This window comes from Allobosea sp. BK604 (assembly GCF_004341515.1).
Taxonomy (GTDB): Bacteria; Pseudomonadota; Alphaproteobacteria; order Rhizobiales; family Beijerinckiaceae; genus Allobosea.
In genome coordinates this window covers 581,897-606,608 of sequence record NZ_SLZF01000004.1, presented here as the reverse complement: position 1 = coordinate 606,608, position 24,712 = coordinate 581,897, and the positions used below count along the sequence as shown (strand labels likewise).

The 24,712-nt window shown below is 67.4% G+C and carries 24 protein-coding genes; 5 read left to right on the top strand and 19 right to left on the bottom strand.

What is annotated here, in order from left to right:
• Nucleotides 1–5 precede the first annotated feature (5 nt).
• From EV560_RS15880 to EV560_RS15815, 14 genes are all read right to left on the bottom strand, one after another.
• Nucleotides 6–1,037 carry a sulfate ABC transporter substrate-binding protein gene (locus EV560_RS15880; protein WP_131856731.1) on the bottom strand — a complete coding sequence of 344 codons (1,032 nt, stop codon included), beginning with the start codon at nucleotides 1,035–1,037 and terminating at the stop codon, nucleotides 6–8.
• Between the two features lie 226 nt (nucleotides 1,038–1,263).
• Nucleotides 1,264–2,724, bottom strand: a complete 1,461-nt coding sequence (gene cysG, locus EV560_RS15875; RefSeq protein WP_131856730.1) for a siroheme synthase CysG — start codon at nucleotides 2,722–2,724, stop codon at nucleotides 1,264–1,266.
• On the bottom strand, nucleotides 2,721–2,963 hold the full coding sequence (locus EV560_RS15870; RefSeq protein WP_131856729.1) for a hypothetical protein: 243 nt from the start codon (nucleotides 2,961–2,963) through the stop codon (nucleotides 2,721–2,723). Before EV560_RS15870 ends, cysG begins: the two co-directional genes overlap by 4 nt.
• 1 nt (nucleotide 2,964) lies before the next feature.
• On the bottom strand, nucleotides 2,965–3,480 hold the full coding sequence (locus EV560_RS15865) for a DUF934 domain-containing protein (RefSeq protein ID WP_131856728.1): 516 nt from the start codon (nucleotides 3,478–3,480) through the stop codon (nucleotides 2,965–2,967).
• Nucleotides 3,467–5,137 (bottom strand): nitrite/sulfite reductase, encoded by a 1,671-nt coding sequence (locus EV560_RS15860; protein WP_131856727.1) that lies wholly within the window; start codon nucleotides 5,135–5,137, stop codon nucleotides 3,467–3,469. Before EV560_RS15860 ends, EV560_RS15865 begins: the two co-directional genes overlap by 14 nt.
• Before the next feature lie 2 nt (nucleotides 5,138–5,139).
• Nucleotides 5,140–5,499, bottom strand: a complete 360-nt coding sequence (locus tag EV560_RS15855) for a DUF2849 domain-containing protein (protein WP_131856726.1) — start codon at nucleotides 5,497–5,499, stop codon at nucleotides 5,140–5,142.
• On the bottom strand, nucleotides 5,499–5,813 hold the full coding sequence (locus EV560_RS15850) for a 2Fe-2S iron-sulfur cluster-binding protein (protein ID WP_131856725.1): 315 nt from the start codon (nucleotides 5,811–5,813) through the stop codon (nucleotides 5,499–5,501). Before EV560_RS15850 ends, EV560_RS15855 begins: the two co-directional genes overlap by 1 nt.
• Nucleotides 5,814–5,985: 172 nt before the next feature.
• Nucleotides 5,986–6,681, bottom strand: coding sequence for a response regulator (locus EV560_RS15845; RefSeq protein WP_131856724.1), 696 nt, complete (start codon nucleotides 6,679–6,681; stop codon nucleotides 5,986–5,988).
• Complete coding sequence (locus EV560_RS15840; protein ID WP_131856723.1) at nucleotides 6,678–9,404, bottom strand: sensor histidine kinase; 2,727 nt, start codon at nucleotides 9,402–9,404, stop codon at nucleotides 6,678–6,680. Before EV560_RS15840 ends, EV560_RS15845 begins: the two co-directional genes overlap by 4 nt.
• Before the next feature lie 13 nt (nucleotides 9,405–9,417).
• Nucleotides 9,418–10,026, bottom strand: a complete 609-nt coding sequence (kdpC, locus tag EV560_RS15835; RefSeq protein ID WP_131856722.1) for a potassium-transporting ATPase subunit KdpC — start codon at nucleotides 10,024–10,026, stop codon at nucleotides 9,418–9,420.
• A 19-nt stretch (nucleotides 10,027–10,045) separates the two neighbouring features.
• The gene (kdpB, locus tag EV560_RS15830) at nucleotides 10,046–12,082 is read right to left on the bottom strand and encodes a potassium-transporting ATPase subunit KdpB (RefSeq protein ID WP_131856721.1); all 2,037 of its coding nucleotides are present in this window, start codon (nucleotides 12,080–12,082) and stop codon (nucleotides 10,046–10,048) included.
• A 132-nt stretch (nucleotides 12,083–12,214) separates the two neighbouring features.
• Complete coding sequence (gene kdpA / locus EV560_RS15825; protein ID WP_131856720.1) at nucleotides 12,215–13,924, bottom strand: potassium-transporting ATPase subunit KdpA; 1,710 nt, start codon at nucleotides 13,922–13,924, stop codon at nucleotides 12,215–12,217.
• Nucleotides 13,925–13,948: 24 nt separating this feature from the next.
• Nucleotides 13,949–14,035 (bottom strand): K(+)-transporting ATPase subunit F, encoded by an 87-nt coding sequence (gene kdpF / locus EV560_RS36870; protein WP_131856792.1) that lies wholly within the window; start codon nucleotides 14,033–14,035, stop codon nucleotides 13,949–13,951.
• A gap of 267 nt (nucleotides 14,036–14,302) precedes the next feature.
• On the bottom strand, nucleotides 14,303–14,893 hold the full coding sequence (locus tag EV560_RS15815; protein WP_131856719.1) for a hypothetical protein: 591 nt from the start codon (nucleotides 14,891–14,893) through the stop codon (nucleotides 14,303–14,305).
• A gap of 263 nt (nucleotides 14,894–15,156) precedes the next feature.
• Here EV560_RS15815 and EV560_RS15810 point away from each other — a divergent pair, with 263 nt between their 5' ends.
• Nucleotides 15,157–16,329: a GGDEF domain-containing protein gene (locus EV560_RS15810; RefSeq protein ID WP_248312061.1), complete on the top strand. Its 1,173-nt coding sequence runs from the start codon at nucleotides 15,157–15,159 to the stop codon at nucleotides 16,327–16,329.
• A gap of 17 nt (nucleotides 16,330–16,346) precedes the next feature.
• Here EV560_RS15810 and EV560_RS15805 read toward each other — a convergent pair whose 3' ends face one another.
• Both EV560_RS15805 and EV560_RS15800 read right to left on the bottom strand, forming a co-directional pair.
• Nucleotides 16,347–17,012 (bottom strand): FMN-dependent NADH-azoreductase, encoded by a 666-nt coding sequence (locus EV560_RS15805; protein WP_131856718.1) that lies wholly within the window; start codon nucleotides 17,010–17,012, stop codon nucleotides 16,347–16,349.
• A gap of 25 nt (nucleotides 17,013–17,037) precedes the next feature.
• Nucleotides 17,038–17,355 (bottom strand): DMT family transporter, encoded by a 318-nt coding sequence (locus EV560_RS15800; protein WP_131856717.1) that lies wholly within the window; start codon nucleotides 17,353–17,355, stop codon nucleotides 17,038–17,040.
• Nucleotides 17,356–17,516: 161 nt separating this feature from the next.
• Here EV560_RS15800 and gcvA point away from each other — a divergent pair, with 161 nt between their 5' ends.
• The gene (gene gcvA, locus EV560_RS15795; RefSeq protein WP_131856716.1) at nucleotides 17,517–18,440 is read left to right on the top strand and encodes a transcriptional regulator GcvA; all 924 of its coding nucleotides are present in this window, start codon (nucleotides 17,517–17,519) and stop codon (nucleotides 18,438–18,440) included.
• Between the two features lie 222 nt (nucleotides 18,441–18,662).
• Here the strand turns inward: gcvA and EV560_RS15790 are convergent, their stop codons facing one another.
• Nucleotides 18,663–19,562, bottom strand: coding sequence for a LysR family transcriptional regulator (locus tag EV560_RS15790; protein WP_131856715.1), 900 nt, complete (start codon nucleotides 19,560–19,562; stop codon nucleotides 18,663–18,665).
• 273 nt (nucleotides 19,563–19,835) lie between these two features.
• Here EV560_RS15790 and EV560_RS15785 point away from each other — a divergent pair, with 273 nt between their 5' ends.
• Nucleotides 19,836–20,864 (top strand): aldo/keto reductase, encoded by a 1,029-nt coding sequence (locus EV560_RS15785; protein WP_131856714.1) that lies wholly within the window; start codon nucleotides 19,836–19,838, stop codon nucleotides 20,862–20,864.
• Between the two features lie 7 nt (nucleotides 20,865–20,871).
• A complete protein-coding gene (locus EV560_RS15780; RefSeq protein ID WP_131856713.1) occupies nucleotides 20,872–22,083 on the top strand; it encodes an MFS transporter in 1,212 nt (403 codons plus the stop codon).
• A 47-nt stretch (nucleotides 22,084–22,130) separates the two neighbouring features.
• On the opposite strand, the gene EV560_RS15775 is transcribed toward EV560_RS15780, so the two are convergent.
• Complete coding sequence (locus tag EV560_RS15775; protein WP_131856712.1) at nucleotides 22,131–22,928, bottom strand: SDR family NAD(P)-dependent oxidoreductase; 798 nt, start codon at nucleotides 22,926–22,928, stop codon at nucleotides 22,131–22,133.
• 114 nt (nucleotides 22,929–23,042) lie between these two features.
• Here EV560_RS15775 and EV560_RS15770 point away from each other — a divergent pair, with 114 nt between their 5' ends.
• A complete protein-coding gene (locus tag EV560_RS15770) occupies nucleotides 23,043–23,996 on the top strand; it encodes a GlxA family transcriptional regulator (RefSeq protein WP_131856711.1) in 954 nt (317 codons plus the stop codon).
• Between the two features lie 116 nt (nucleotides 23,997–24,112).
• Here EV560_RS15770 and EV560_RS15765 read toward each other — a convergent pair whose 3' ends face one another.
• Nucleotides 24,113–24,628 (bottom strand): O-acetyl-ADP-ribose deacetylase, encoded by a 516-nt coding sequence (locus EV560_RS15765; RefSeq protein WP_131856710.1) that lies wholly within the window; start codon nucleotides 24,626–24,628, stop codon nucleotides 24,113–24,115.
• Nucleotides 24,629–24,712 lie beyond the last annotated feature (84 nt).

The following is a 24,712-nucleotide window of genomic DNA, read 5'->3' as shown; positions in this document are numbered from 1 at the left end:
CGGTGCTACCTCGCCGGCTTGTAAAGCTGGTCGAAGCTGCCGCCATCGGCGAAATGGTCCTTCTGGGCCTTGGCCCAGCCGCCGAACGCATCGATGGTGACCAGATCGACCTTGGGAAAGCGTGCCAGATCCTCCTTGGCTGCGGCCTCGACATTGCGCGGCCGGTAGAAATTCTTGGCGATGATCGCCTGTGCCGCCGGGGTGTAGAGGAATTCGAGATAGGCCTGCGCTACGGCGCGCGTGCCCTTGGCGTCGACATTGGCGTCGATCAGCGCCACCGGCGGCTCGGCCAGGATCGAGAGCGAGGGCACGACGATATCGAACTTGTCGGCGCCGAACTCGGCCAGTGCCAGGAAGGCCTCGTTCTCCCAGGACAGGAAGACGTCACCGATGCCGCGCTGGGTGAAGGTCGTGGTCGCGCCGCGCGCGCCGGTGTCGAGCACCGGCACGTTCTTCAGCACGGTCGCGATATAGTCGCGGACCTTGGCCTCGTCCTTGTTGTAGGCCTTGTCGGCCCAGGCCCAGGCGGCGAGATAGTTCCAGCGCGCCCCGCCGGAGGTCTTCGGATTGGGCGTGATGATCTGGACGCCGGGCTTCACCAAGTCGCCCCAGTCCTTGATGCCCTTCGGATTGCCCTTCCGCACCAGGAAGACGATCGTCGAGGTATAGGGCGAGGAGTTCTGCGGCAGGCGCGTCTGCCAGTTCGCGGGCAGTTTCTTCGAGCGCTCGGCGACGGCGTCGATATCGCCGGCAAGCGCGAGGGTCAGCACATCGGCATTGAGCCCATCAATCACGGTGCGGGCCTGTGCGCCAGAGCCGCCATGCGACTGGCGGATGGTGATCTTCTGGCCGGTCTTCTGCTGCCAGTCGGCGATGAAGGCGGCGTTGATGGCGCGATAGAGTTCGCGCGTCGGATCATAGGAGACGTTGAGCAGTTCGGTCTGGGCGCGGGCACCGCTGACGATGCCGAAGCAGATCGAAAAGGCACCGAGGATGAGGGCCGCTTCAAGAATACGGCGAATGCGCTGTCGCGTCATGTCAGTGCTCCGTCGAAATCATCGCGCGCCTGCATGTGCAGAGGCAAATGATTGTTCTGAATAACAAACGAAACGTACTGAATTGGCGGTATTTTCACAACGGCACGACGCAGCATGCCCGTTCTAAACTTGGGCCCTGCGGGAGAAAACGCCTCTCTCTATAAGGCGTTCCAGGCCATTTGCACCGGCCCCTCGGTCGCGGCGCGTGAGGTGAGAATAGCGCCTGTCAGGCGCGGCGCAAATCCCTGAGGTCGAGCGCCTTGGTCGCACCCGCGCCGAGCGCGTGTCCGATCAGGACGAGAAGGGGTCCCTTCGCCGGCAGCTCGCCGAGCCGCTCCGGCAGGCTTGCGATCGTCGCCTGGAGGTGCTGCTCGCCGGGCTGTGTCGCCGACAGGACCGCGATGGCAGGCGTCTGCGGATCGAGCCCGGCGGCGAGCGCGCGGTCGCGGAAGCCGGCGAGCGTCGCGCGCGCCATATAGACCACGGTCGTCACATGCGGATCGGCCATGGCCCGCCAGTCCAGGTCGTCGGGCAGGTCACCCGTGCGGGCATGCCCGGTGACGAATTGCAGCCGGCGGGCATGGTCGCGATGCGTCAGCGACAGGCCGAGCGAAGCGGCCGCGCCCTGCGCCGCCGAGATGCCGGGCACGATGGCGACGGGAATCCCGGCCGCCTGGCACGCTTCGATCTCCTCGCCCGCGCGGCCGAAAATGCCGGGATCGCCGCCCTTGAGGCGCACGACATGCTTGCCCTGATTCGCAAGTGAGACGATCAAGCCGTTGATATCGCTCTGCTTGACCGAGGGGCCATAGCCGGTCTTGCCGACCAGCATGCGCTTGGCCTCGCGCCGCGCGAACTCCAGCACCCCGGTCGAGACCAGATCGTCATAGAGAATGATGTCGGCGCTTTGCAGCGCACGGATCGCCTTGAGCGTCAGCAGGTCCGGATCGCCCGGGCCGGCGCCGACCAGCGTGACCCGGCCGGTGCCGTCATGCGCGCCTTCGAGCCGGCGCAGGGCGGCGAAGAGTTCGCCCTCATCCTCGACGGTCGGCAGGCGCTCGGGCTCGGCCATGGCGCGGTCGGTGAAGCGTTCCCAGAAGGCGCGGCGCAAGGCGAAGGGCAGCTCGCGTGCCTGCACGGCCGGACGCCAGTCCTTCGCGGCCTGCGCCCAGGCCTTGAGCCCGGCCGGCAGCAGCGCCTCGATCTTGGCGCGGATGGTCTGGCCGAAGACGGGCGAAGCCCCGTCGGTCGAGATCGCGACGACCAGCGGCGAACGATTCACCACCGAGCCGAAGGCGAAATCGCAATATTCGGGCTTGTCGACGACATTGACCGGCACGCCGGCCTGCCGCGCCGCAGCAGCGAAGGCGCGCGCCTCGTCATCTCCATCGATATCGCCGACCGCGATCGCCGCGTCCGCGAAATCGGCCGGCTGCCAGCCGCGTTCGGCGATGGTCACCGTGCCCGCCAGCGAATCGGCGGCGAGCGGCTTGAACAAGGCGCCGGCATGACCGGCAAGGATGAGGAGATCGGCGCCCGCAGCTGCGAGAAGCTCCGCCTTCCAAAGAGCGCCTTCGCCCGTCCCCGCCAGCACGACCTTGCGCCCGTCCAGCTTGTGGAACAGCGGGAGGGTCGCAAGCCGCTCGATACGGCTTGCGTTGGTGGCTTCGGGCTCTCTATCCGTCATCGGGTCGCTACTGCTGCCTTCACATCATCCGCCGGGCGCTGCGAGACGCCGGCCGGCGGCATCAGCAGCCAGAAACCGGCAAGCGCCAGGATGATAAGGCGAAAGCAAAGATCGAACCAGCGCTCAAAGGCGCGGGGAGGGATCGTGCGCATCACGTCGTGGCTCATGCTCTCCTCCTCATCATTGTCGAGCGCCGGATGGCGCCCCTGAAAGCCCTTGCCTGGCGAGGCGAGGGCCATGTCACACGGCCCCGCCGGCGGCCCGCGCCGCGCGGCGCTGGTCGAGGATGTTGCGGTTGTCGCCATAGCCGCGCTGGTAGCCATGGCTGATCTGCGCGACGGCCTTGAGCCACTGCTCGACCGGCTGGCGGCCGGCACTGGCATCGGGCAGCTCGATCTCGTCGAAGCCGCAGGAGATGGCATAGGCGAACTGGTCAGCGATCAGCGGGCCTGACGCGCGGAGGGTGCCGGTGAAGCCGTGATTGCGGATCAGCTTGGCCAGGCTGAAGCCACGCCCGTCCGAGAAGGAAGGAAAGCTGACTGCGACCAGAGACAATTGCCGCAGCACCAGCTTGAGCTCGGCGATGCTGACATTGTTCGGAACGATCACGCCGAGGCGCTGGTCGCGCGATTTCTGCTGAAGCGCTTCCGGCAGCGCCTCCCAGGCGACGAGCGCATGCGAGATATTGTCGATCGCCGCGCCTTCGCTGCGCGTCCAGACATCGGCCTTGGCGCCGCTCTTATCAAGCAACAGCATTCGCAACCTCCTGGAAGGCAGCCTTGAACGGGGCGAGCCCGAGCCGGCGCACGCTCTCGATGAAGCTCTCATTGCCCTGGCGCTCGGCCAGGTAGACGTCGACGATGCGGCCGATCGCGTCCGGCACGTCCTCGGCCGCCAGGCCAGGGCCGAGAATCTCGCCGATCGTGGCGTTCTCGGTCGCCTCGCCGCCAAGCGTGATCTGGTAGGATTCGATGCCGCGCTTCTCGAGGCCGAGAATGCCGATATGGCCGATATGATGGTGGCCGCAGGCGTTGATGCAGCCGGAGATCTTGATGTTGAGCTCGCCGATCAGGCGCTGGCGCTCGTCATCGGCGAAGCGGCGCTGGATCGCCTGTGCGATCGGGATCGAGCGCGCCGTCGCCAGCGCGCAATAATCCAGGCCGGGGCAGGCGATGATGTCGGTGATCAGGCCGATATTGGCGCTGGCCAGCCCGGCCTCGCCGAGCTTCTGCCAGATCGTGAAGAGATCGCGCTGGCGCAGGTGCGGCAGCACGAGGTTCTGGGCATGGGTGACGCGCAGCTCGTCATGCGAATACTGCTCCGCGAGATCGGCGACGAGCCGCATCTGCTCCGAAGTCGCATCGCCCGGCGCCTCGCCGATCGGCTTCAGGGAGATCGTCAGCGCGGTATAGCCCGGAGCCTTGTGCGGCGTCGTGTTGGTCTCGACCCAGCGCGCAAAAGCCGGGTTGGCGGCCTTGGTCGCTTCCAGCACGCGGCTGGTTTCCGGCAACACCTCGTAGGAGGGCGGGGCGAAATAGGCGGCGATGCGCGCGACCTCGGCCGGATCGGCATTGACCGAGGGGCCGTCGAGCCGGGCGAATTCCTCCTCGACACGGCGGGTGAATTCCTCGACGCCGATCTCGTGGACGAGGATCTTGACGCGCGCCTTGTACTTGTTGTCGCGCCGGCCTTCGAGATTGTAGACCCGCATGACCGCCTCGAGATAGGCGAGCAGGTCGGCCTTGGGCAGATAGTCGCGCACGACCTTGCCGATCATCGGCGTGCGGCCGAGCCCGCCGCCGACGCTGACCTCGAAGCAGATCTCGTGCGTGTCGGGATGCCGGCGCAAGCGCAGCCCGATATCGTGGGCCTTGATCACGGCGCGGTCATGCTCGGCGCCGGTCACGGCGATCTTGAACTTGCGCGGCAGGTAGCTGAATTCCGGATGCAGGCTCGACCATTGCCGGATCAGCTCCGCGGTCGGGCGCGGATCCTCGATCTCGTCCTGCGCGACGCCGGCAAAATGGTCGGCCGTGACGTTGCGGATGCAATTGCCGGAGGTCTGGATGCAATGCATCTCGACATCGGCGAGCAGGTCGAGAATGTCCGGAATGTCGCGCAGCTTCGGCCAGTTGTACTGGAGATTGGTGCGCGTGGTGAAATGGCCGTAGCCGCGGTCGTATTTCTCGCCGATCAGCGCGAGCTGGCGCAGCTGCCGCGAATTCAGCGTGCCATAGGGCACGGCGATGCGCAGCATATAGGCGTGGAGCTGGAGATAGACGCCGTTCTTCAGCCGCAGCGGCTTGAACTCGTCCTCGGTCAGCGAGCCGTCGAGCCGGCGCGCGACCTGGTCGCGGAACTGCGCCACGCGCTCGCGCACGAAGCGTTCATCGAATTCGTCGTAACGATACATCGTCAGGCCCCTTGCTCGGCGCGTTCGATACCCTCGCCGGCCTGCTTGCCGAGATCGGGGCGGTTGCTCGGTCCGAGCGTCTTCATGCGTTCGCGATAATGCCGCGGCACCGGCTGGCCGGCCTCGATCGCGACATCGACCAGATAGGCATCGACCACATGGTTGGTGGCGAGCTGGTTGGCGGCATAGGCTTCGAGCTGCTCGGCCGCCTTGTCGTCATTCGCCACCAGCGCATGCGCCGGATCGCGCGTCCAGATCAGGGCGCCTTCGGCTCCGGCGGTCGCGAAAACGATATCGCCGTCGAGCAGGTCGTTGGCGAGCAGGATCGCCGGCAGGGCCGGGCGCTTGGGAGCAGCAGCCATCAAGCGGCCTCCGCGAGAGTGAGGGTGAGCCCGTCGAGATCGTCGGACCAGATCAGCTGGCAGGAGAGGCGCGAGGTCGGCTCGATCAGCGGCAGCGTGTCGAGCGCATCGATCTCGTCCGCGCGCGCCTCGGGCAGCCGCTTCGCCCAGTCGGGCGCGACGATGACATGGCAGGTGGCGCAATCGCAGGAACCGCCGCAGACGCCCTCGATCCCAACGCGGTAATCGCGCAGGATCTCCATGACGCGCCAGCCCTCGACGGCTTCAAGCGCATGGGGCCGGCCCTGCCGGTCGATGACGTTCAGAATGGCCACCTGCTCCGCTCGCCTCGTTCGTTCTTCCGAACACTTCAAATAAACCCGGGCGGCGATCGGTTCAATTCACGTCAGGTAGCGTGTTTTTCCTTATTCCCATTCAGAAAGAGGATAATTATCTTCGCCCCGGCTGGGCGAGCCGGGGAGGTCGGAAAAATCCTCTAAGGACCGGCTATACGAGGCCACCCAGTCGGTAACCCACCCCCGGCTCGGTCTCGATCAGCTTCGGCGTGGCCGGGTCATCTTCCAGCTTCTGGCGCAATTGCCCGACGAAGACGCGCAGATACTGCACGTCGTGCTCATGGGCCGGGCCCCAGACCGCGGTCAGGATCTGGCGATGCGTCAGCACGCGGCCATTGCCGCCGGCGAGACAGGCGAGCAGGTCATATTCCTTGGGCGAGAGCTTCACATGCGCGCCGTCACGGCTGACGCGGCGGTTGACGAGGTCGATCTCGACATTGCCTGAGACGATCGTCGCCTCGGCGCCCTGGCGCTCGAGGCGATGGCGCAGCGCGACGCGCAGGCGGGCGAGCAGCTCGCCGACGCCGAAGGGCTTTTCGACATAGTCGTCCGCGCCGGAATCGAGCGCGTCGATCTTCTCGGTCTCGCGATCGCGGGCCGAGAGGATGATGACCGGCCCGTCATAAAAGGCGCGCGCCTTGGCCAGCGCCTCCTTGCCGTCCATGTCGGGCAGGCCGAGATCGAGCACCACCGCGTCCGGCGGCTTGCGGGCGAGCTCGCGCAGGCCGGCGGCGGCATCGTCGGCGCGGATCGGCTCGTAGCCGGCGGCGTCGAGAGCCGGGCCGAGGAAGCGGTGGATCTGTGGCTCGTCGTCGATGACGAGAATGCGGGGGCGAAAGGCTGTCATGCAGACGTTCCGGTTTCCGTTGTGTCCTTGCGCAGGCTGATCAGGATGCGGGTGCCGCCCTTGCTGCCATCAGGGCGGTCATGGATCGGGCTGGCGGCCGCGATGCGCCCGCCCATCGCCTCGACGAAGCCCTTGGCAATGGCGAGCCCAAGGCCCGCGCCCTTGCCGCGCTCGCCGCCACGATCGGTCGATTCCTCCAGGCGGCGGAATTTCTCGAAGACGCGCTCCAGTTCCTCGGTCGGGATGCCACGGCCCTCGTCCTCGATCGAGATCACGACATTGCCGCGGTCCTCATAGGCCGCCGTCTCGATCAGCGCGCCGTCCTCGCTATAGGCGATGGCGTTCTCCAGGATATTGACCAGCACCTGTTCGAGCAGGCCAGGATCGGCCCTGACCATCGAGAGCTCGGCCGGAAAATCGCGCAGGATCCGGCGCTTGCTCAGCCGGCGCGAGACGCGTGCGGCGGCGGCGGCGATGACATCGCGCACATCGGTCCAGTCGCGCCGCGTCACCAGCGCACCGCCTTCGAGCCGCGTCATGTCGAGCAGGTCGCCGACATAGCGGTTGAGGCGCTCGGCCTCCTCGCGGATCGAGAGCAGGAGGTCGTCGCGGACGGACGGGTCGACGCTCTTGCCGAAATCGATCAGCGTCGTCACCGAGCCGAGCACGGTCGCGAGCGGCGTGCGCAGATCGTGGCTGACCGAGTTGAGCAGGGCCGAGCGCAACCGGTCCGAGCGCCTGAGCGCCTCGGCATCGACCGCGGCGGCGGCGAGCTCGGCCCGCTCCAGCGCGATCGCGCCCTGGTCGAGGAGAGCGAGCGCGAAACGCTCGTTCTCGGCGCCGGAGAGCGCCTTGGGCTCGAAGCCGACGACGCCGGAGCGTGAGCGCACGCCCTGTAGCGGCCGGAAACTCCAGGCGACGTTCGGCAAGGTGCCGGTCCCTGCACCGGCGGGCTCGCCACGGGTCCAGGCCCAGCGCGCAGCCGTCATGTCGGCTGTGGTGAGCGCTTCGAGCTCGGGCGCGCCGGCCGCCGCCACGATCTCCTCGCCCTGGGGCAGGAAGACCACGACCTTGCCCGCTGTCGCTGCCGATAGCTGCTCGGCCAGGATGGCCGCCGCATCCTCCTTGCGTGCCGCACCGGAGAGGCGCCGGCCTGCTGCCAGCAGCGCTGCGATGGCCGAAGCCCGCCGCGCCGTCGCCTTGGCCTGGTCGCGGATGCGCCCGGTCAAGCCGCCGGTCGTCATCGCCACGGCGAAGAAAACCAGGAAGGTCAGGACATCGGCGGGATGACCGATCCAGAAGGTCAGAAGCGGTTCGAGAAAGAAGAAATTATAGGCGACGGCCGCCAGCGCGGCCGCGGTGATCGCGGGCCACAGGCCGAAGGCGAGGCCTGAGATCAGCACGCTCACCATGAACAGCATGGCGAGATTGGCGTTCTCGACCCGGTTCTCGACCATCCGACCCAGGATGATGGCGCCGCCGACCAGGGCGACCGACGCGAGATGCCCACCCCAGGCGATGGCGATGGCATGGCGGGATTGGCGCGCCGCGGCCGGAGCCGCCGGTCCGGTCGCGACCTCGGTGATGATGTGCAACGCCGCGCCGCTCTGCTCCTTCAACAGCGCGGGGGCGAGCGATTTATGGAACCAGGCCCGCCAGCCGCGGCGATTCGACTTGCCGACGACGATCTGGGTGACGTTGTTGCGCCGCGCATATTCCAGCACCGTCGCGACGAGGTCGTCACCGGTCAGCACCACATTGGCGCCGCCGAGCTGTTCGGCGAGCTTGAGCGCCTCCGACAGGCTGCGCCCCCGCGCAGTATCGGTCTCTGCCGCATTGGGCCGCTCGACATAGGCGACGGTCCAGGGCGCATCCATCATCATGTCGGAGAGGCGCCGGCCGGCACGGACCAGCGAGTTCGCCATGGCGTCGGGGCCGATCAGCACGAGGATGCGCTCGCCCGCCGCCCAGGGCCCCTCGACCCCGGCGCGCTTCATCGCCTGGCTGAGATGGTCGTCGACCGTCTGCGCGGCGCGGCGCAACGCGAGCTCACGCAGCGCCGTCAGGTTCTCCGGCTTGAAGAAATTGTCGGCGGCGAGCCGCGCGGTGTCCGGCAGGTAGACCTTGCCCTCGGCCATGCGCTGGCGCAGTTCCGTCGGCGTGATGTCGATCAGCTCGATCTCGTCGGCCTTGCTGAGCACGCTGTCCGGCACTGTCTCGCGCTGGCGCACGCCGGTGATCTTCCAGATCACGTCGACCAGGCTTTCAAGATGCTGGACGTTCAGCGTGGTCCAGACATCGATGCCGGCCGTGAGCAGTTCCTCGACATCCTGCCAGCGCTTCGGGTGGCGGCTGCCCGCCGCGTTGGAATGGGCGTATTCGTCGACGAGCAGCAGGCGCGGCTTCAGCGCCAGCGCCGTGTCGATATCGAATTCCAGCAGGATGCGGCCGCGGTGCTCGATCGGCCGGCGCGCCATCACCTCGAGCCCGTCGAGCAGGGCTTCGGTCTCGCGCCTGCCATGGGTCTCGACCACGCCGACCAGGACCTCGCCATGCTCCTGCGCGGCGCGGCGGCCTTGCGTCAGCATCTCGAAGGTCTTGCCGACGCCTGGCGCCATGCCCAGAAAAATCTTGAGCCGGCCGCGCTTGCGGCCGGCCTGGGCGAGCAGGGCATCGGGGTCGGGGCGACCCTCTTCCCGATATCGCGTCTCGTCTGCTGTCATCGAGCGTGACTTGTCACTGAATCTGGCTCACGGCGCCTTTAGCTTTAGCCTTAGGATAGCGGGCGTCGAGGGCAAGGTTCGCGGTCAGGACATTGACGCGCGGCCGGCCGAGGAAGCCGAAGGTGGGACCTTGGGTGTTCTCCGCGATGATCGCCGCGACCTCTGCCGGAGCCGTATTGCGGGCACTGGCGATGCGAATGATCTGACGCGTGGCATTCTCCGGCGAGATATGGGGATCCAGCCCCGAACCGGAAGCCGTCACCGCATCGGCCGGGATCGGGCCCTGGCCGTCGCTCTCGCGCAGCGCGTCGGCATCGCCCTTGATGCGGGCGGCGAGATCCTCGTTCAGTGGCCCGAGATTGGAGCCTGACGAGGAGGAGGCGTCATAGCCATCCTTGCCCGCGGCCGAGGGGCGCGGATGCAGATAGGCCGGATCCTTGAAGTTCTGGCCGATCCATTCCGATCCGACGATCTCGCCTTGCGCATTGCGGATCAGCGAGCCGCCGGCCTGGGCGGGGAAGAGAGCGCCGGCGATCCCGGTCACGGCGAGCGGATAGCCGAGCCCGAGCACGGCGGTGAAGAAAACCATCGAGACGATGGCGGGGCGAAGCTGGGACAACATGGTCGTGGTCCTTCTTAACTCAGGCGAGCTTCAGCGCTGCGACGATGATGTCGATCAGCTTGATGCCGATGAAAGGCGCGATCAGCCCGCCGATGCCGTAGAGGGTGAGGTTGCGCGAGAGCAGCTTGGCCGCGCCGATGGCACGGTAGCGCACGCCGCGCAGCGCCAGCGGGATCAGCGCGACGATGACGAGCGCGTTGAAGATCACCGCCGAGAGGATGGCGCTCTCCGGGCTCGACAAGCCCATGATGTTGAGCGCGCCGAGCGCCGGCAGCGAGCCGACGAAGAGCGCCGGGATGATGGCGAAATACTTCGCCACGTCATTGGCGATCGAGAAGGTCGTCAGCGCGCCGCGGGTGATCAATAGCTGCTTGCCGACCTCGACGATCTCGAGGACCTTGGTCGGGTCCGAGTCGAGATCGACCATGTTGCCGGCTTCGCGGGCGGCCTGGGCGCCGGTCTGCATGGCAACGCCGACATCGGCCTGCGCCAGGGCAGGGGCATCGTTGGCGCCGTCGCCGCACATCGCGACGAGACGGCCCTTGGCCTGCTCGGTGCGGATGATCCGAAGCTTGTCCTCGGGAGTAGCCTCGGCGAGGAAATCATCGACGCCCGCTTCCGACGCGATCGCCGCCGCGGTGACCGGGTTGTCGCCGGTGATCATCACCGTGCGCACGCCCATCCGGCGCAGATCGGCGAAGCGCTCCTTCACGCCCGGCTTCACCACGTCCTTGAGATGGATGATTCCGACGAGCGCGCCGTTCTCGCTGACGGCGAGCGGCGTGCCGCCCGAGCGGGCGACGCGGTCGACGGCCTGGCGCATCTCGGCCGGGACCTGGCTGTCGGCGAGGTCGAGCGAGCGCAGCACCGCATCGACCGCGCCCTTGCGCCAGGATTTGCCGTCGGCATCGAGGCCGGACTGGCGTGTGGTGGCGCTGAACGGGATCGAGGTCGCCCCGGCCGGGATCTCGGCGGTGACGCCCTGGTTGCGCGCCAGCTCCACGATAGAGCGGCCTTCCGGCGTCTCGTCCGCCAGCGAGGCGATAAGCGCCGCGCGCATGGCGGCATCGGGGCGCACGCCCGGCGCCGGCACGACCTCGACCGCCATGCGGTTGCCGAAGGTGATCGTGCCGGTCTTGTCGAGCAGCAGCGTGTCGACATCGCCCGCGGCCTCGACCGCGCGGCCCGAAGTGGCGAGGACGTTGACCTTGAGCAGCCTGTCCATGCCGGCGATGCCGACCGCGCTGAGCAGGCCGCCGATCGTGGTCGGGATCAGCGTCACGAAGAGGGCGCCGAGCACCATCGGGTCGAGCGTGATGCCGGAGAAGGCGCCGAGCCCGGTCAGCGTGACCACGGCGATCAGGAAGACCAGCGTCAGCCCGGCGAGCAGCACCGCAAGCGCCAGCTCGTTCGGGGTCTTGCGCCGGTCGGCGCCTTCCACCATCGCGATCATGCGGTCGAGAAAGGACGAGCCCGGCTGCGAGGTGACCTTCACCTTGATCCAGTCGGAGACGACCGTGGTGCCGCCGGTGACGGCCGAGCGGTCACCGCCGCTCTCGCGGATCACCGGGGCGGATTCGCCGGTGATGGCGGCCTCGTTGACCGAGGCGACGCCTTCGATGATCTCGCCATCGGCGGGGATGACGTCGCCGGCCTCGACCAGGACGATGTCGCCGAGCGCGAGTTCATGGGCCGGCGTCGGAATGATCGCATTGCGCGAGGCATCGATGATCAGCTTGGCCTTGGTGGTGACGCGGGTGGCGCGCAGCGAATCCGCTGCCGCCTTGCCCCTGCCTTCGGCGATGGCTTCGGCGAAATTGGCGAAGAGCACGGTCAGCCAGAGCCAGATCGCGATCTGGACGGGGAAGCCCGCAGCGGTGCCGCTGGCGATGGCGACCACGGCGGAGACCGTGGCGAGGGCCGCGACCACCTCGGTCGCGAGGATGACCGGGTTGCCGGTGAGCTCGCGCGGGTCGAGCTTGGTGACGGCGCTTTTCAGCGCCGTGAGCACCACGCCCTGGTCAATGGCGCCCGATTTGGCGAATGATAGGCTCATGAAACGAGTTCCTTTGTCGGCGGGCGCGCATTCCGTTCGGCCGACTCCGGCCGAACGAAAAGAATTCGCGCTAAATCAATCAGTTGAGCATGTTCTCATCGCAAAAGTGGTTCCCACTTTTGCGGAACATGCTCAGCGAGAGGCCGCAAGCACCTGGAAGTGCTCGACGATCGGGCCCAGAGCGAGCGCGGGGAAGAATTGCAGACCGCCCAGGATCAGGACGATGCCGATGAGCAGGCCGACGAAGAGGCCATTGTCGCTCGGCAGCGTGCCTGCGGTCGGCGCGAGCTTCGGCTTGGCCGCGATCGAGCCGGCAATGGCCATGACCGGCACGAGATAGGCGAAGCGGCCGAGCAGCATCGCGATGCCGAGCGTGGTGTTCCACCAGGGCGCGTTGGCGGTGAGCCCCGCGAAGGCCGAGCCGTTATTCGCCGCCGCCGAGGTATAGGCGTAGAGGATCTCGGACAGGCCGTGCGGGCCCTTGTTGAGCAGGCCCTCGAGCGCGACCGGCAGTACCGCGGCGATGGCCGAGAAGCCGAGGATCGCGAGCGGCAGGATCAGTACCGCCAGCATGGCGAACTTGATCTCGCGGGCCTCGACCTTCTTGCCGAGATATTCCGGCGTGCGCCCGACCATGAGGCCGGCGACGAAGACCGCGAGCAGCGCCATCACCACCATGCCGTAGAGGCCGGAGCCGACGCCGCCGGGAATGATCTCGCCGAGTTGCATCAGGAACATCGCGGTGCCGCCGCCGAGCGGCATGAAGCTGCCATGCATGGCGTTGACCGAGCCGTTCGAGGCGCCCGTCGTCTGCGCCGCCCAGATCGAGGAGGCGGCGGGGCCGAAGCGGACCTCCTTGCCCTCCATGTTGGACGACGCATCGGTGATGCCGGCCGAGATCATCGCGGGCTGCGGCGTCAGCGTCTCCGCGGAATAGATCACCGCCGCGGCCGCGCCGACCAGGATGACCATGACTGCGAGCAGGGCGCGGGCCTCCCTGCGCGCCATCGCGACACGGCCGAAGGCGACGACCGTGCCGAAGGCGAGCGCGTTCAGCGAGACGACCTCGATCAGGTTGGTCAGCGGCGTCGGATTCTCGAACGGATGGGCCGAATTGACGTTGAACAGGCCGCCGCCATTGGTGCCCCATTGCTTGATCGCCTCCTGCGAGGCGACCGGGAAGAGCGAGATGACCTGCTTGGTGCCCTCGACCGTGGTCGCCTCGACATTGGCGAGCAGGGTCTGCGGCACGCCGGCCGCGACGAGCGCAAGGGCCGTGACGAAGGAGACCGGCAGCAGCACGTAAAGCGTGACCCGGGTGAGATCGACCCAGAAATTGCCGAGATTCTCGCCGCGATCGGCCGCGAAGGCGCGCGCCACGGCGGCCGCGACGGCAAGGCCGGTGCCGGCCGAGACGAAATTATGCACCGCAAGCCCCGCCATCTGGCTGAGATTGCTCATCGTCGCCTCGCCGGCATAGGACTGCCAGTTCGTGTTGGAGACGAAGCTGACCGCCGTGTTGAAGGCGAGATGCGGCGAGAGTCCGTCGAACCCCTGCGGGTTCAGCGGCAGCAGGTTCTGGAAGCGCAGCTGCAGGTAGAGCAGCACGAAGCCGACCGCACTGAAGATCAGCGCCGCGGCGGCATAGCTCAGCCAATTCTGGCCCTTGTTGCGGTCGACGCCGAAACCGGCATAGGCGAGCGCCTCGACCGGCTTCAGCACCGGGTCGAGCCAGGTGCGCTCGCCCGCCCAGACGCGCGCCACGAAGATACCGAGTGGCCAGCCGACAGCCACCGTCAACGCGATCGTGAAAACGATCTCGGCCCAGCCCCGCCAGTCCATGCGAGGTCTCCTTTATGGTTCGTTTCAGAAACGGTCGGGGCGCAGCAGCGCGGCGACCATGTAGACCGCCAGCCCGAGTGCGGCGGCCGCGTAAAGCCATGTCAGCGCCATGATCGTCAGACCTTGCGCAGCAGGGTGGCGTAGTAGCCGAAGAGCGCGAAGCTCCCGGCGCCAAGCACGAGAAAGAGGATGTCGGCCATGGCCAATCTCCGGGTCAGGTTAGGCCGGAGATGTGGTGCCGGGCTCCGTAAGAGGTCGAGCGGGAAGGGCTGAGGTCAGCATAAGGGCCGCGTAAAGATCAGGCCCTGAACCATAAAAATACCCCTCCTCCACAGGGAGAAGGGGCGGGTCTCCGGCTGGCCTCTCCGGCCGGCAATTCTACTTCTGCAGCAGCCAATTACCGTAGCCATCCGCGAAATTGTTGATCACGCGGTCGAGCGGGTCCGGCAGCAGGGCCTGGTCGAGCATGGTGCCGCCGATGCCCTGTCCGGCCATCGCAATCGCGGTCTGCTCGGGAAAGGCGAGGATGAGCTGGCCGGTGCGGGCATCGACGAGGTCGACATCGGCCTTCAGATGATGGGCTCCGCCCACGATGATGCGCTGGATCGCCGAGGATATCTGCAGATCCTTGACCCGGACGACGAGGCGCACCGGATGCGAGCCGGTGAGCTCGCCCTTGAGGCGCTTCTCGAGCGCCGCCCTGAGCCGGTCGGAGATCGCCTTGCGCAGATAGGCCTGTGCCTCCGGCGTGTTCGCCACGCTCTCGGCATCCTGCGCCGCGATGCCCTTGGTCGCGGCGAAGGCGCGCTCGCCGTCGCCCCACCAGATGCGCGCGCCGTCGGCGAAGCCGACCGTCACGCTCTCCAGCTTGAACGAGGCGATCCGATCGGCCGGAACGGTGTTGGTGACAGTTGCGCATCCGGCCAGCGCAAAGGTGAGCAGGATGGCCGGGAGGAGGCGGGCTAGCATGGAGATCATCATCGAACCGAAGCAGGGCAGTGGCCGGCCAAGCTCGCGAGACGCGCGATCGCGCGCAAGTTGTACCATATGATGAGGACAATCCCTGTGGATGCATCGCGGCGGCCTGCCGCGCCGGGCTTTCCATCCCCATCGGCGCGCCGCCTGCGGGCTCGGATGCCGCGCCCTGCGCCTATGGACACGGTCCGCCGGGGCGCATTAAAGCTTCGGCAGGGTCGGCCGACCTATCATCACGGCGGACATAGCGTGCAAGGATGGCCGTGCCGCTCGATTACAATTCCCTGCTCGTCGCGATCGGCTTTTCCTCCGCCGGCCTGGCGTTGACCTTCTTCACCAGCTGGCTGGTCGCCAAGACCGAGCGCTTCCTGATGACCTGGTCCGTCGGACTGATGCTCATCATGGTCGCGACGCTCATCTATGCGGCCTTCCTGCAGGATTTCGTGCCGATCCTCGGCGCGACCGCTTTCTCGCTGCTGCTGATGGGCCTGGTCGTGGTCATGGCCGCCGGCCGGCAGTTCCGCACGGGAGTCTTGCCGGTGAGGGCGATGGCGGTCAGCGCCGCGCTCTCGATCGCGCCGATGGCCGTGCCGATGCTGACCGGCTATATCGGCATCGCCTTCATCGCGCTCAATCTGGGCGCGACCGCGATCCTGTTCGCGACCGCCTGGGACTACTGGCTCGGCCGGGCCGAGGCGCGCACGCCGATCCTGCTGCTCGCGGTGCTCTATGCGCTCACCGGGGTCTCATTCGCCGCCTGCGCCGTCGTCCTGATCGCCGAGCGCCAATGGATCATCCATGAGGCGCCGGTGAACTGGGTCGAGAACCTCAATCTCGCGGTCTCGCTGGCGAGCACGGCCGGCATCGGCGCGCTCTCGCTCGCGCTCAATCAGTCGCGGCTCGCCCGTGGCCACAAGCTCGACGCCGAGACCGATGCGCTGACCGGCCTGTTCAACCGGCGGGCCCTGTTCGGCAAGGTTCCAGGCGATCTTGCCGCGCCGATCGCCGCCATCGTGTTCGATGTCGACCAGTTCAAGCGGGTCAATGATGTCCACGGTCACCAGGCCGGGGACGAGGTCCTGCGCGTTTTCGGCGACCTTCTCGCCGCCAATACGCGGCGCAGCGACGTGGCGGCGCGATTGGGGGGCGAGGAGTTTGCGCTGATCCTGCCCGCGACCTCGCTCGACGAAGCGCTGCTGATCGCCGAGCGCATTCGCATGCGCTTTGCAAGGCACGGCTTCACCTCGGAAGCGGGCGCACTGACCTGCACCGTGAGCGCAGGCGTCGCCGGTTGCGATACCGGGCGGACCGGCCGCGACGAGATGCTCCGCGCGGCCGATGCCGCGCTCTACAGTGCCAAGCAGTCCGGTCGCAATCGGGTCGTCAGCACCGTGATCGGGGCTGATCAGGATGTCGGGCGCGTCGCCTAGCGCGACTGCGCCGACGCTCAGCCAACCGGCTCGCACGCGCGATTGAGCTCGGCCGCCAGCGCGATGGCTTTCGCTTCGGCCGCTGCGATCGAGCGTGCATGCCGCTCGCCGCCGAATTCCTGATACTCGATCGCGATCGTATGGATCGCCTCCGGCGCGACGCCGATATAGCCGGCGCAGGTCGCAAGATGCGGATCGAGTTGATTGAGGCTCTCGCGGATGCCGCCGGGTGCGAAGCCGAATTCGCCGCGCCCGCTCAGGACGACCAGATGCTTGCCGCCGAGCATCGGCTCGATCGGGTAATCGCCACGCGCAAGGTCGAAGGAGAAGGCCCGGCCGATCCTGATCACCTGGTCGAACCAGGCCTTGAGCGCGCTCGGCATGCCATAATTATACATGGGCGTGCCCAGCACGATCAGGTCGGCGGCCTCCAGCTCGGCCAGTGCCGCATCCGACCAGGTGAGCGCCTCGCGCATGGCCGCGTCACGCTGTTCCGGCGCGGTGAAGCTGGCGGCGATCCAGGCTTCCGAAACATGCGGCGGCGGGGTTTCCGCGAGGTCGCGCCGGATCACGCGGTCGCCGGGGCTGTGCCCGAGCCAGCTGTCGACGAAGAGGGCGGAGAGGCGCCGGCTGAGCGAGCGCGTGCTGCGGGCGCTGGCGTCGAGATGCAGGATGGTGGTCATGGTCGGTACTCCAGGAGTAGGCTCGTCAGGCCGCGCTCATCTTCAGACCGGCGACGCCGCCGACGATGGCGAGAGCCGAGACGAGCTTGGGCAGGGTCAGAGGTTCGTTGAGCAGGACGAAGCCGAGCAGGGCCGTTCCGAGCGTGCCGACGGCCGTCCAGATCGGATAGGCGACGCTGACCGGCAGAGTCTTCATTGCCAATGTCAGGAAGCCGATGCCGCCGATCGTGGCGATCACCGTGACAAGGGTCGGGAGCGGCCGGGTGAAGCCCTCGGCGTATTTCATGCCCAAGGCGAAGATCACCTCGAAAACGGCCGCCGCCGCGAGATAGGCCCAGGCCATGCTCGTATGCCTTCGTTTGGTTGACGTCAGTTCATCCGTGCGCTCTCGGGCCGGACTGAAGGCGAGTTAGACGCTTGATTACCTTGGCGACAAACGCGAAGTTCTCAGGTAATGGATGAGTTGAATTCGTCTATGCGCAACCCTGCCCCGGAGTGGCCCTGATGCGCCGCTTGCCGCCGCTCGGTTCCCTGCGTGCTTTCGAGGCGGCCGCGCGTCTCGAAAGCTTCAAGCGCGCCGCGGCCGAGCTCGGGGTGACGCCGACCGCGGTCAGCCACCAGATCCGCCAGCTCGAAGCCGGCTTCGGCGTCGCGCTCTTTGTCCGCCAGACCCGCAAGGTCGTGCTGACCGTGGAGGGCAGGGCGCTGTACCCGGCGCTGCGCGAGGCGTTCGACCAGATGGCCACGGCAGTCGAGTCGGTGAAGCGTCCGCCGGCGCGGCGGATGGCGACCTTGTCGGCGACGGTGGCCTTCACGGCCAAGCTCCTGGTGCCGCGCACCGCGAGCTTCCGCGCCCGGCATCCCGGCTGGGACCTGCGCCTGCACGCCTCAGACGACCCCGTCGATCTGCAGGCCGGCGAAGCCGATGCGGCGATCCGCTACGGCATGGGCCCCTATCACGGCCTCACCGCGCTGCCGTTGATGACCGACAGTTTCGCTCCAGTCTGCAGTCCGCATCTCGGTTTGCGCGAGCCTCAGGATCTCCTTGACGCGACGCTCATCCATTTCGAATGGGGGCCGCAGGCCAAGAAGCTCAGCGTGCCGAGCTGGCGCAGCTGGATCGAGCAGGCGGGCCTCGCTGGCATCGATCCCGAAGCCGGCATCACCTTCAACGATGAGAGCAGCGCGATCCAGGCCGCGATTGCCGGGCAGGGCATCGCCCTTTTGAGCACGGCCCTGGTTGCGGCCGAGCTCGCCTCGGGCGCGCTCGTCCAGCCCTTCTTCGGCCCGGAGCTGGAGGGGCTGCGCTATGATCTCGTCTATCCCAGCGGCGCGGAGACCTGGCCTCAGGTCACCGTGCTCAGGGAGTGGCTGCTGGCGGAACTGCTGCCTAAGGACGAAGCCGTCGAAGCCGCGTTGAGCCCGTGACGCCTATGTCAGCGCATCGGCCCGCAACGTGGACTGCGGTTTCGGAAAAGCCGATGCGAAAACAAGACGCCAGATGACCGTAGCGGATACGGGTTCAGGCCTTTCGTCATGGTCGGGCCTGTCCCGACCATCCACGTCTTCGCTGATCGAGGGCGGTGTTCAAGACGTGGATGCTCGGCACAAGGCCGAGCATGACGAGGGGGCTGGTTCCGGTCCGATCATCTAGCGCGCGCAGCCGGCGCAAGCTTCGACGAAGGCCCGCAGCTTCGGCTGGTTGCGGCTGGAGCGCGGAAAGCAGATGAACAGGCTGTCGCGCGGCGGCATGAACTCCTCAAGCACCGGCTCGAGCTCGCCACTGGCGATGTCGGGGCCGATCTTCAGGCCGGCCGTATAGATCAGCCCCATCCCCCGCAGCGCGAGTGAGCGCAGCAGGCCGGCGTCGTTGACCACGACGGCACCGGGCGGGTCGACCGTGAGCGCCTGGCCGTTGCGCTCGAATTCCCAGCGATAGACTTCGCTCCGGCCCGGCAGCCGGTAGCGGATGCAATCATGCGCGGCGATATCCTCAGGCGCATCCGGCCGGCCCCGTCGGGCGAAATAGGAGGGAGCGCCGAGCACGACCCAGCTGAACGGCGGCGAGACCCTGACGGCGACCATGTCGCGATCGATATATTCGCCGATGCGGATGCCGGCATCGAAGCCACCCTCGACCAGCCCGACCTGCGCGTCGTCGACCACGATCTCGACGCTGATATCGGGATAGGCCTGGCGAAAGCTCGGCAGGATCGGCTCGACCACCTGCGGGATAGCCATGCGATGCACCAGCAGGCGCAGACGGCCCGACGGCTTGGCCCTGAGCAGCGTCAGGTCGTCGAGCGTGCCGGTGATCGCCTCGGCCGCCGGGCGCAATTGCAGGATCAGCCGCTCGCCCGCCTCGGTCAGCGCGATCCGGCGGGTGGTGCGGTGGAAGAGCGGCAGGCCGAGCCGCCGCTCCAGCACCTGCAGCGCCTGGCTGATCGCGCCCGGTGTGACGCCGAGCTCGGCCGCGGCGGCGCGGAAGCTGCCGCAGCGGGCAATGGCGAGGAATTCCGACAGGCCGTCGAATGGATCGATGCGCGCCAAGCTGAGACCGTTTTCAAGAGGATCGTATAGCGCCTCTATACAACGTATCGAGCAACCCGGCGGTTATCGCCCGCCGCATGGCGGACTAAATCGGCACGCAGGTCGCCGCAGATGCGACCAAGGGGGCGCTTCGAGGCCGCACGGCCAATTTTTTGACCCTTTTGTTCCGCCCACGCGGCGGGACGAGATTCAGAGACATCCTCTTTCGGGCAGGTCCCGCGGGCATTTTCCAGCCCGCGCACGCTCCGCCCGCATTCACGAACAGGTGATATCATGCGCTACAACACGCTTGGCGGTACCGGCCTTCTCGTCTCCGAAATCTGCCTGGGAACCATGACCTTCGGTGGCAGCGAGGGCATGTGGAACGCGATCGGCGCGCTCGACCAATCGACCGCCGACGGAATCGTCGCTCGCGCGCTCGATGCCGGCGTCAACTTCATCGACACGGCCGATGTCTATTCGGAAGGGCTGTCTGAGGAGATCACTGGCCGCGCCATGGTCAATTCGGGCCGCAAGCGCTCCGACATCGTCCTGGCCACCAAGGTCTTCGGCAAGGTCGGGCAGGGCGTCAATGATGGCGGCGCTTCGCGCGGCCATATCATGGACGGCGTCAAGGCCAGCCTGAAGCGGCTGGGCACCGACTATATCGACCTCTATCAGATCCACGGCACCGATCACATCACGCCGGTCGAGGAGACCGTGCGCGCCCTCGACGATCTCGTGCGCCAGGGCCATGTCCGCTATGTCGGCGTCTCCAACTGGCCGGCCTGGCGGATCATGAAGGCGCTCGGGATCGCCGATCGGCACGGCCTCAGCCGGCTTGCCACCTTGCAGGCCTATTACACCATCGCCGGCCGCGACCTCGAGCGCGAGATCGCCCCGCTGCTCGAGGCCGAGAAGGTCGGCCTGATGGTCTGGAGCCCGCTCGCGGGCGGCCTGCTCTCCGGCAAATATGACCGCGACGGAAACGGGCCGGAGGGCGCGCGCCGCGCCAGCTTCGACTTCCCACCGGTCAACAAGGACCGCGCCTTCGACTGCATCGACGTGATGCGCGGGATTGCCGATGCCCGTGGCGTGTCGGTCGCCCGTGTTGCGCTCGCCTATGTCCTGGCCAAGCAATTCGTCATGTCGGTGATCATCGGCGCCAAGACGGTCGAGCAGCTCGACGACAACCTCGCGGCGACCGAGATCCGGCTCGACGAAGAGGAGATGCGCAAGCTCGACGCCGTCAGCGCCCTGCCGGCGGAATATCCCGGCTGGATGCTGGAGCGCCAGCGCGCGAACCGGCCGAAAGTCGGCTGAGCCGCTTATGTCCGTCACTGATGCGCCTCTCGCCGCGGTGGACCTGGAAACAGGTCCGTCCGCGGCGCTCATCACCCTGGTCGCGATCTCGACCGGGGCGCTCGTCGCCAATCTCTATTACGCGCAGCCGCTGATCTCGGCGATCGCGCCCGAGATCGGCATCTCGCCCGATCTCGCCGGCAGCGTCGTCAGCGTCACCCAGATCGGCTATGGCGCCGGGCTCTTCCTGCTGGTCTCGCTGGCCGATCTGGTCGAGAACCGCTCGCTGGTGCTGACGCTGCTCGGCTTCACCACGCTCGGCCTCATCGGCGCCGCGGTCTCGGCCTCGGCCGCGGTCTTCTTCCTGTCCGCCTTCGTGATCGGGCTGTGCTCGACCGGGGCGCAGGTGCTGATCCCGCTCGTTGCCCATCTCGTGCCGGCCAGGCGTCGCGGCCGCGTCGTCGGCAATGTCATGGCCGGCGTGCTGACCGGCATCATGCTGGCGCGGCCGGTCGCGCTATTCATCGCAGCAAGCTTCGGCTGGCGCGCCGTCTTCTGGTGTTCGGCCGTCCTGATGCTCGGCATCGGTGCGGCGCTGGTGCGGCTGATGCCGCGGCACGAGCCACGCGCCGGCATGCACTATGGCCAGATCCTCGCCTCGATGGCCGGGCTCCTGCGTGATCTGCCAATGCTGCGCTGGCGCGCGATCTACCAGGCGCTGATGTTCGCGGCCTTCAACCTGTTCTGGACCGCGGCACCGCTGATGCTCGCCGAGCATTTCGGCCTTGGGGAACACGGTATCGGCCTGTTTGCGCTGGCCGGCGCCGGCGGCGCGCTCGCGGCACCGATCGCCGGGCGTCTCGCCGATCGCGGGCTGACCAGCGCGCTCACCGCAGGCGCGATGGGAGCCCTGGCGCTCTGCTTCTACGCCACCGGCTGGGCGGCGGCTGCCCTGGCGCTCGCCGCGCTGCTCGTCCTGACAATCGTCATCGACGCGGCCGTGCAGATCAATCAGGTGGTGAGCCAGCGCCTGATCTTCTCCGGCGCGCCCGAGACCCGCGGCCGCGTCAACGCGCTCTATATGACGATCACCTTCGCGGGCGGCGCGATCGGCTCGGTCCTCGGCACGCTGAGCTATCACTGGGGCGGCTGGCCGGCGACGGCGACGCTCGGCGGGCTGATCGGCACGCTGGCGCTCGTGCTCTTCGCCGTGCAAACGAGACTGACCCGCGCTGCCTGACATGAGACCGGCCGCGCCCTTCTGGCGCGGCCGATATTCGTGGCGGGTCAGGCCGCCTTGTAGCGTGCCGCCGGCGCCGAGTGCGACAGGTTCGGGCCGAGCTTCTGCCGGGCCGCCTCGAAGGCCTCCCAGTCGGCCAGATCGGGGAGGGCAGGAATGGTGGCGAATTCGCCGGCATCGAGCCCGGCCAGCGATGCATCGACCATCGCCTCCGCCGGCATCACGATTTGCTGCGGCAGATGTTCCACCGGGACGCCGGCGACGCCCCAGAACTCCGTCGCCGTCGCGCCGGGCATCACCGCCTGCACGCGCACGCCCTTGTCGGCGAGCTCATGCTTCAGCGACTGGCTGAAGGCGAGCACGAAGGCCTTGCTGCCGCCATAGACGCCGTTGAGCAACTCGGGCGCCACGGCGACGATCGAGGCGATATTGATGATCGTGCCGGTGCCGCGTGCGACGAAGCCAGGCACTGCCGCATAGGTCAGCCGCGTCAGCGCGGTGACGTTCAGCGTGATCATCTCCTCCATCTTCTCGATATCGGCCTGGAGCAGCGGCGCGGCCGCGCCGAAGCCGGCATTGTTGACCAGCAGCGTGATGCTGGCATCGCTCTTCAGCACGGTCTCGACGCGGGCGAGATCGGCCTTGTCGCCGAGATCGGCGGCGACGACCTCGACCGAGCGGCCGGTCTCGTCGGAGAGCTTGTTCGCCAGCGCATGCAGGCGGTCGCGATTGCGCGCCACCAGGATCAGGTCATACCCCCGGCGCGCCAGGCGGTCGGCATAGATCGCGCCGATGCCGGAGGAAGCGCCGGTGACGAGGGCGGTGCCCTTTGATGGAATGGTCATGGTTCAAATCTCCGTTTCGCCGGTGAGGACGGCTGCCACGGAATGGGATACGCCTGCTGGTGCGCGTCTCAAATGTCATATATACCTCGTTTTAGGACATCGCAGGAGCGAGCCATGCAGCGCATCGGCTTCATCGTCTTCCCCCATTTCCAGGTCATGAGCTTCTCGGCCGTCTCGGCCTTCGAATTCGCCAACATCACGGCGGAGCAGACGCTCTACGAGCTGCATTTCCTTTCCGAGGAAGGCGGGCCGGTGCGCAGTTCCGTCGGCATGACCGTCGAGACCTCGCGCTTCGGCGAGCCCGCCTATGACACGGTCATCGTTGGAGGCGGCACCGGCATCGAGGCGGGCACGCCGGCTCTGCACGCCTTCCTGCGGCAGGCGCAGACCTCCTGCCGCCGCGTCGCCTCGATCTGCACGGCCGCCTTCGTCCTCGGCGAGGCCGGCCTGCTCGACGGCAGGCGCGCGACCACGCATTGGGCCTTCGCCCGCGACTTTCAGAAGCGCTTTCCCGGGGTGAAGACCGAAGAGGACCGCATCTTCATCATCGACGGCCCGATCTGGACCTCGGCCGGCATGACCGCCGGCATCGATCTCGCGTTGGCGATGATCGAAAAGGATCATGGCGTCGAGCTCGCCCGGCTCGTCGCCAGGAAGCTCGTGGTCTATCACCGCCGCGCCGGGGGGCAGTCGCAATTCTCGGCCCTGCTCGAGCTCGAGCCGAAATCGGATCGTATCCAGGCCGCGCTCGCCTATGCCAGGGGCAACCTGCGCACGCCGCTCTCGGTCGAGCAGCTGGCCGAGGCCGCCCATCTCAGCCCGCGCCAGTTCAGCCGCGCCTTCCGCGCCGAGACCGGGCAATCGCCGGCCAAGGCGGTGGAGAACCTGCGCATCGAGGCGGCCCGGCTGATGATGGAGCAGAGCCGGCATCCGATCGATGTCGTCGCCAGCGAGACCGGCTTCGCCGATCGCGAGCGCATGCGCCGCGCCTTCCTGCGCGCCTTCGGCCAGCCGCCCCAGGCGATCAGGCGCAATGCCCGCATGGAGGACGATGCGCTCGCATCGTGAAGCGGCGAGGGCGGCTCGAGCATTTTCGAGCGAAGTGGACGCCGGTTCGCGTGAAGAAAATGCGTTAAAACAAAGAGTTAGAGAATCTACGCGGTTCGAAGAAACGCGGAAATGCTCTACGCTCGCGCGCCGAGCACGCGCTCGTAGATGCCGAGGTCATCGGCCGAGAAACAACAGAAGATCACGTCCGTCGGCAGCTCCTGCTTCGCGATGACAAGGCGCACGGTATCGATCGCGATCACAGCCGCATCGTCGATCGGATAGCCGTAGATGCCCGTGCTGATGCTGGGAAAGGCGATGCTTCGGATCGCCCGTTCGCCTGCAAGCTCGAGCGAGCGCCGATAGCAGGAAGCCAGCAGCTCCGGCTCGCCCTGGTCGCCGCCGCGCCAGACCGGCCCGACCGTATGGACGACGAAGCGCGCCGGCAGCCTGTAGCCCTTGGTGAGCTTGGCGTCGCCGGTCCGGCAGCCGCCGAGCAGCCGGCATTCCTGCACGAGCTCCGGCCCGGCCGAACGATGGATCGCGCCATCGACGCCGCCGCCGCCGAGCAGCGAGGAATTGGCGGCGTTGACGATGGCATCGACCGAAAGCGTGGTGATATCGGCGCGGATAGCGCGGAGTTGTGTCGGCATGGCCTCCCCCCAACCCTGGCGGTTCCGCCTGGCCGATCTCCGATCTTGCCACGGCCCGGCCGAGATGAAAGGGCCGCCTCCCGG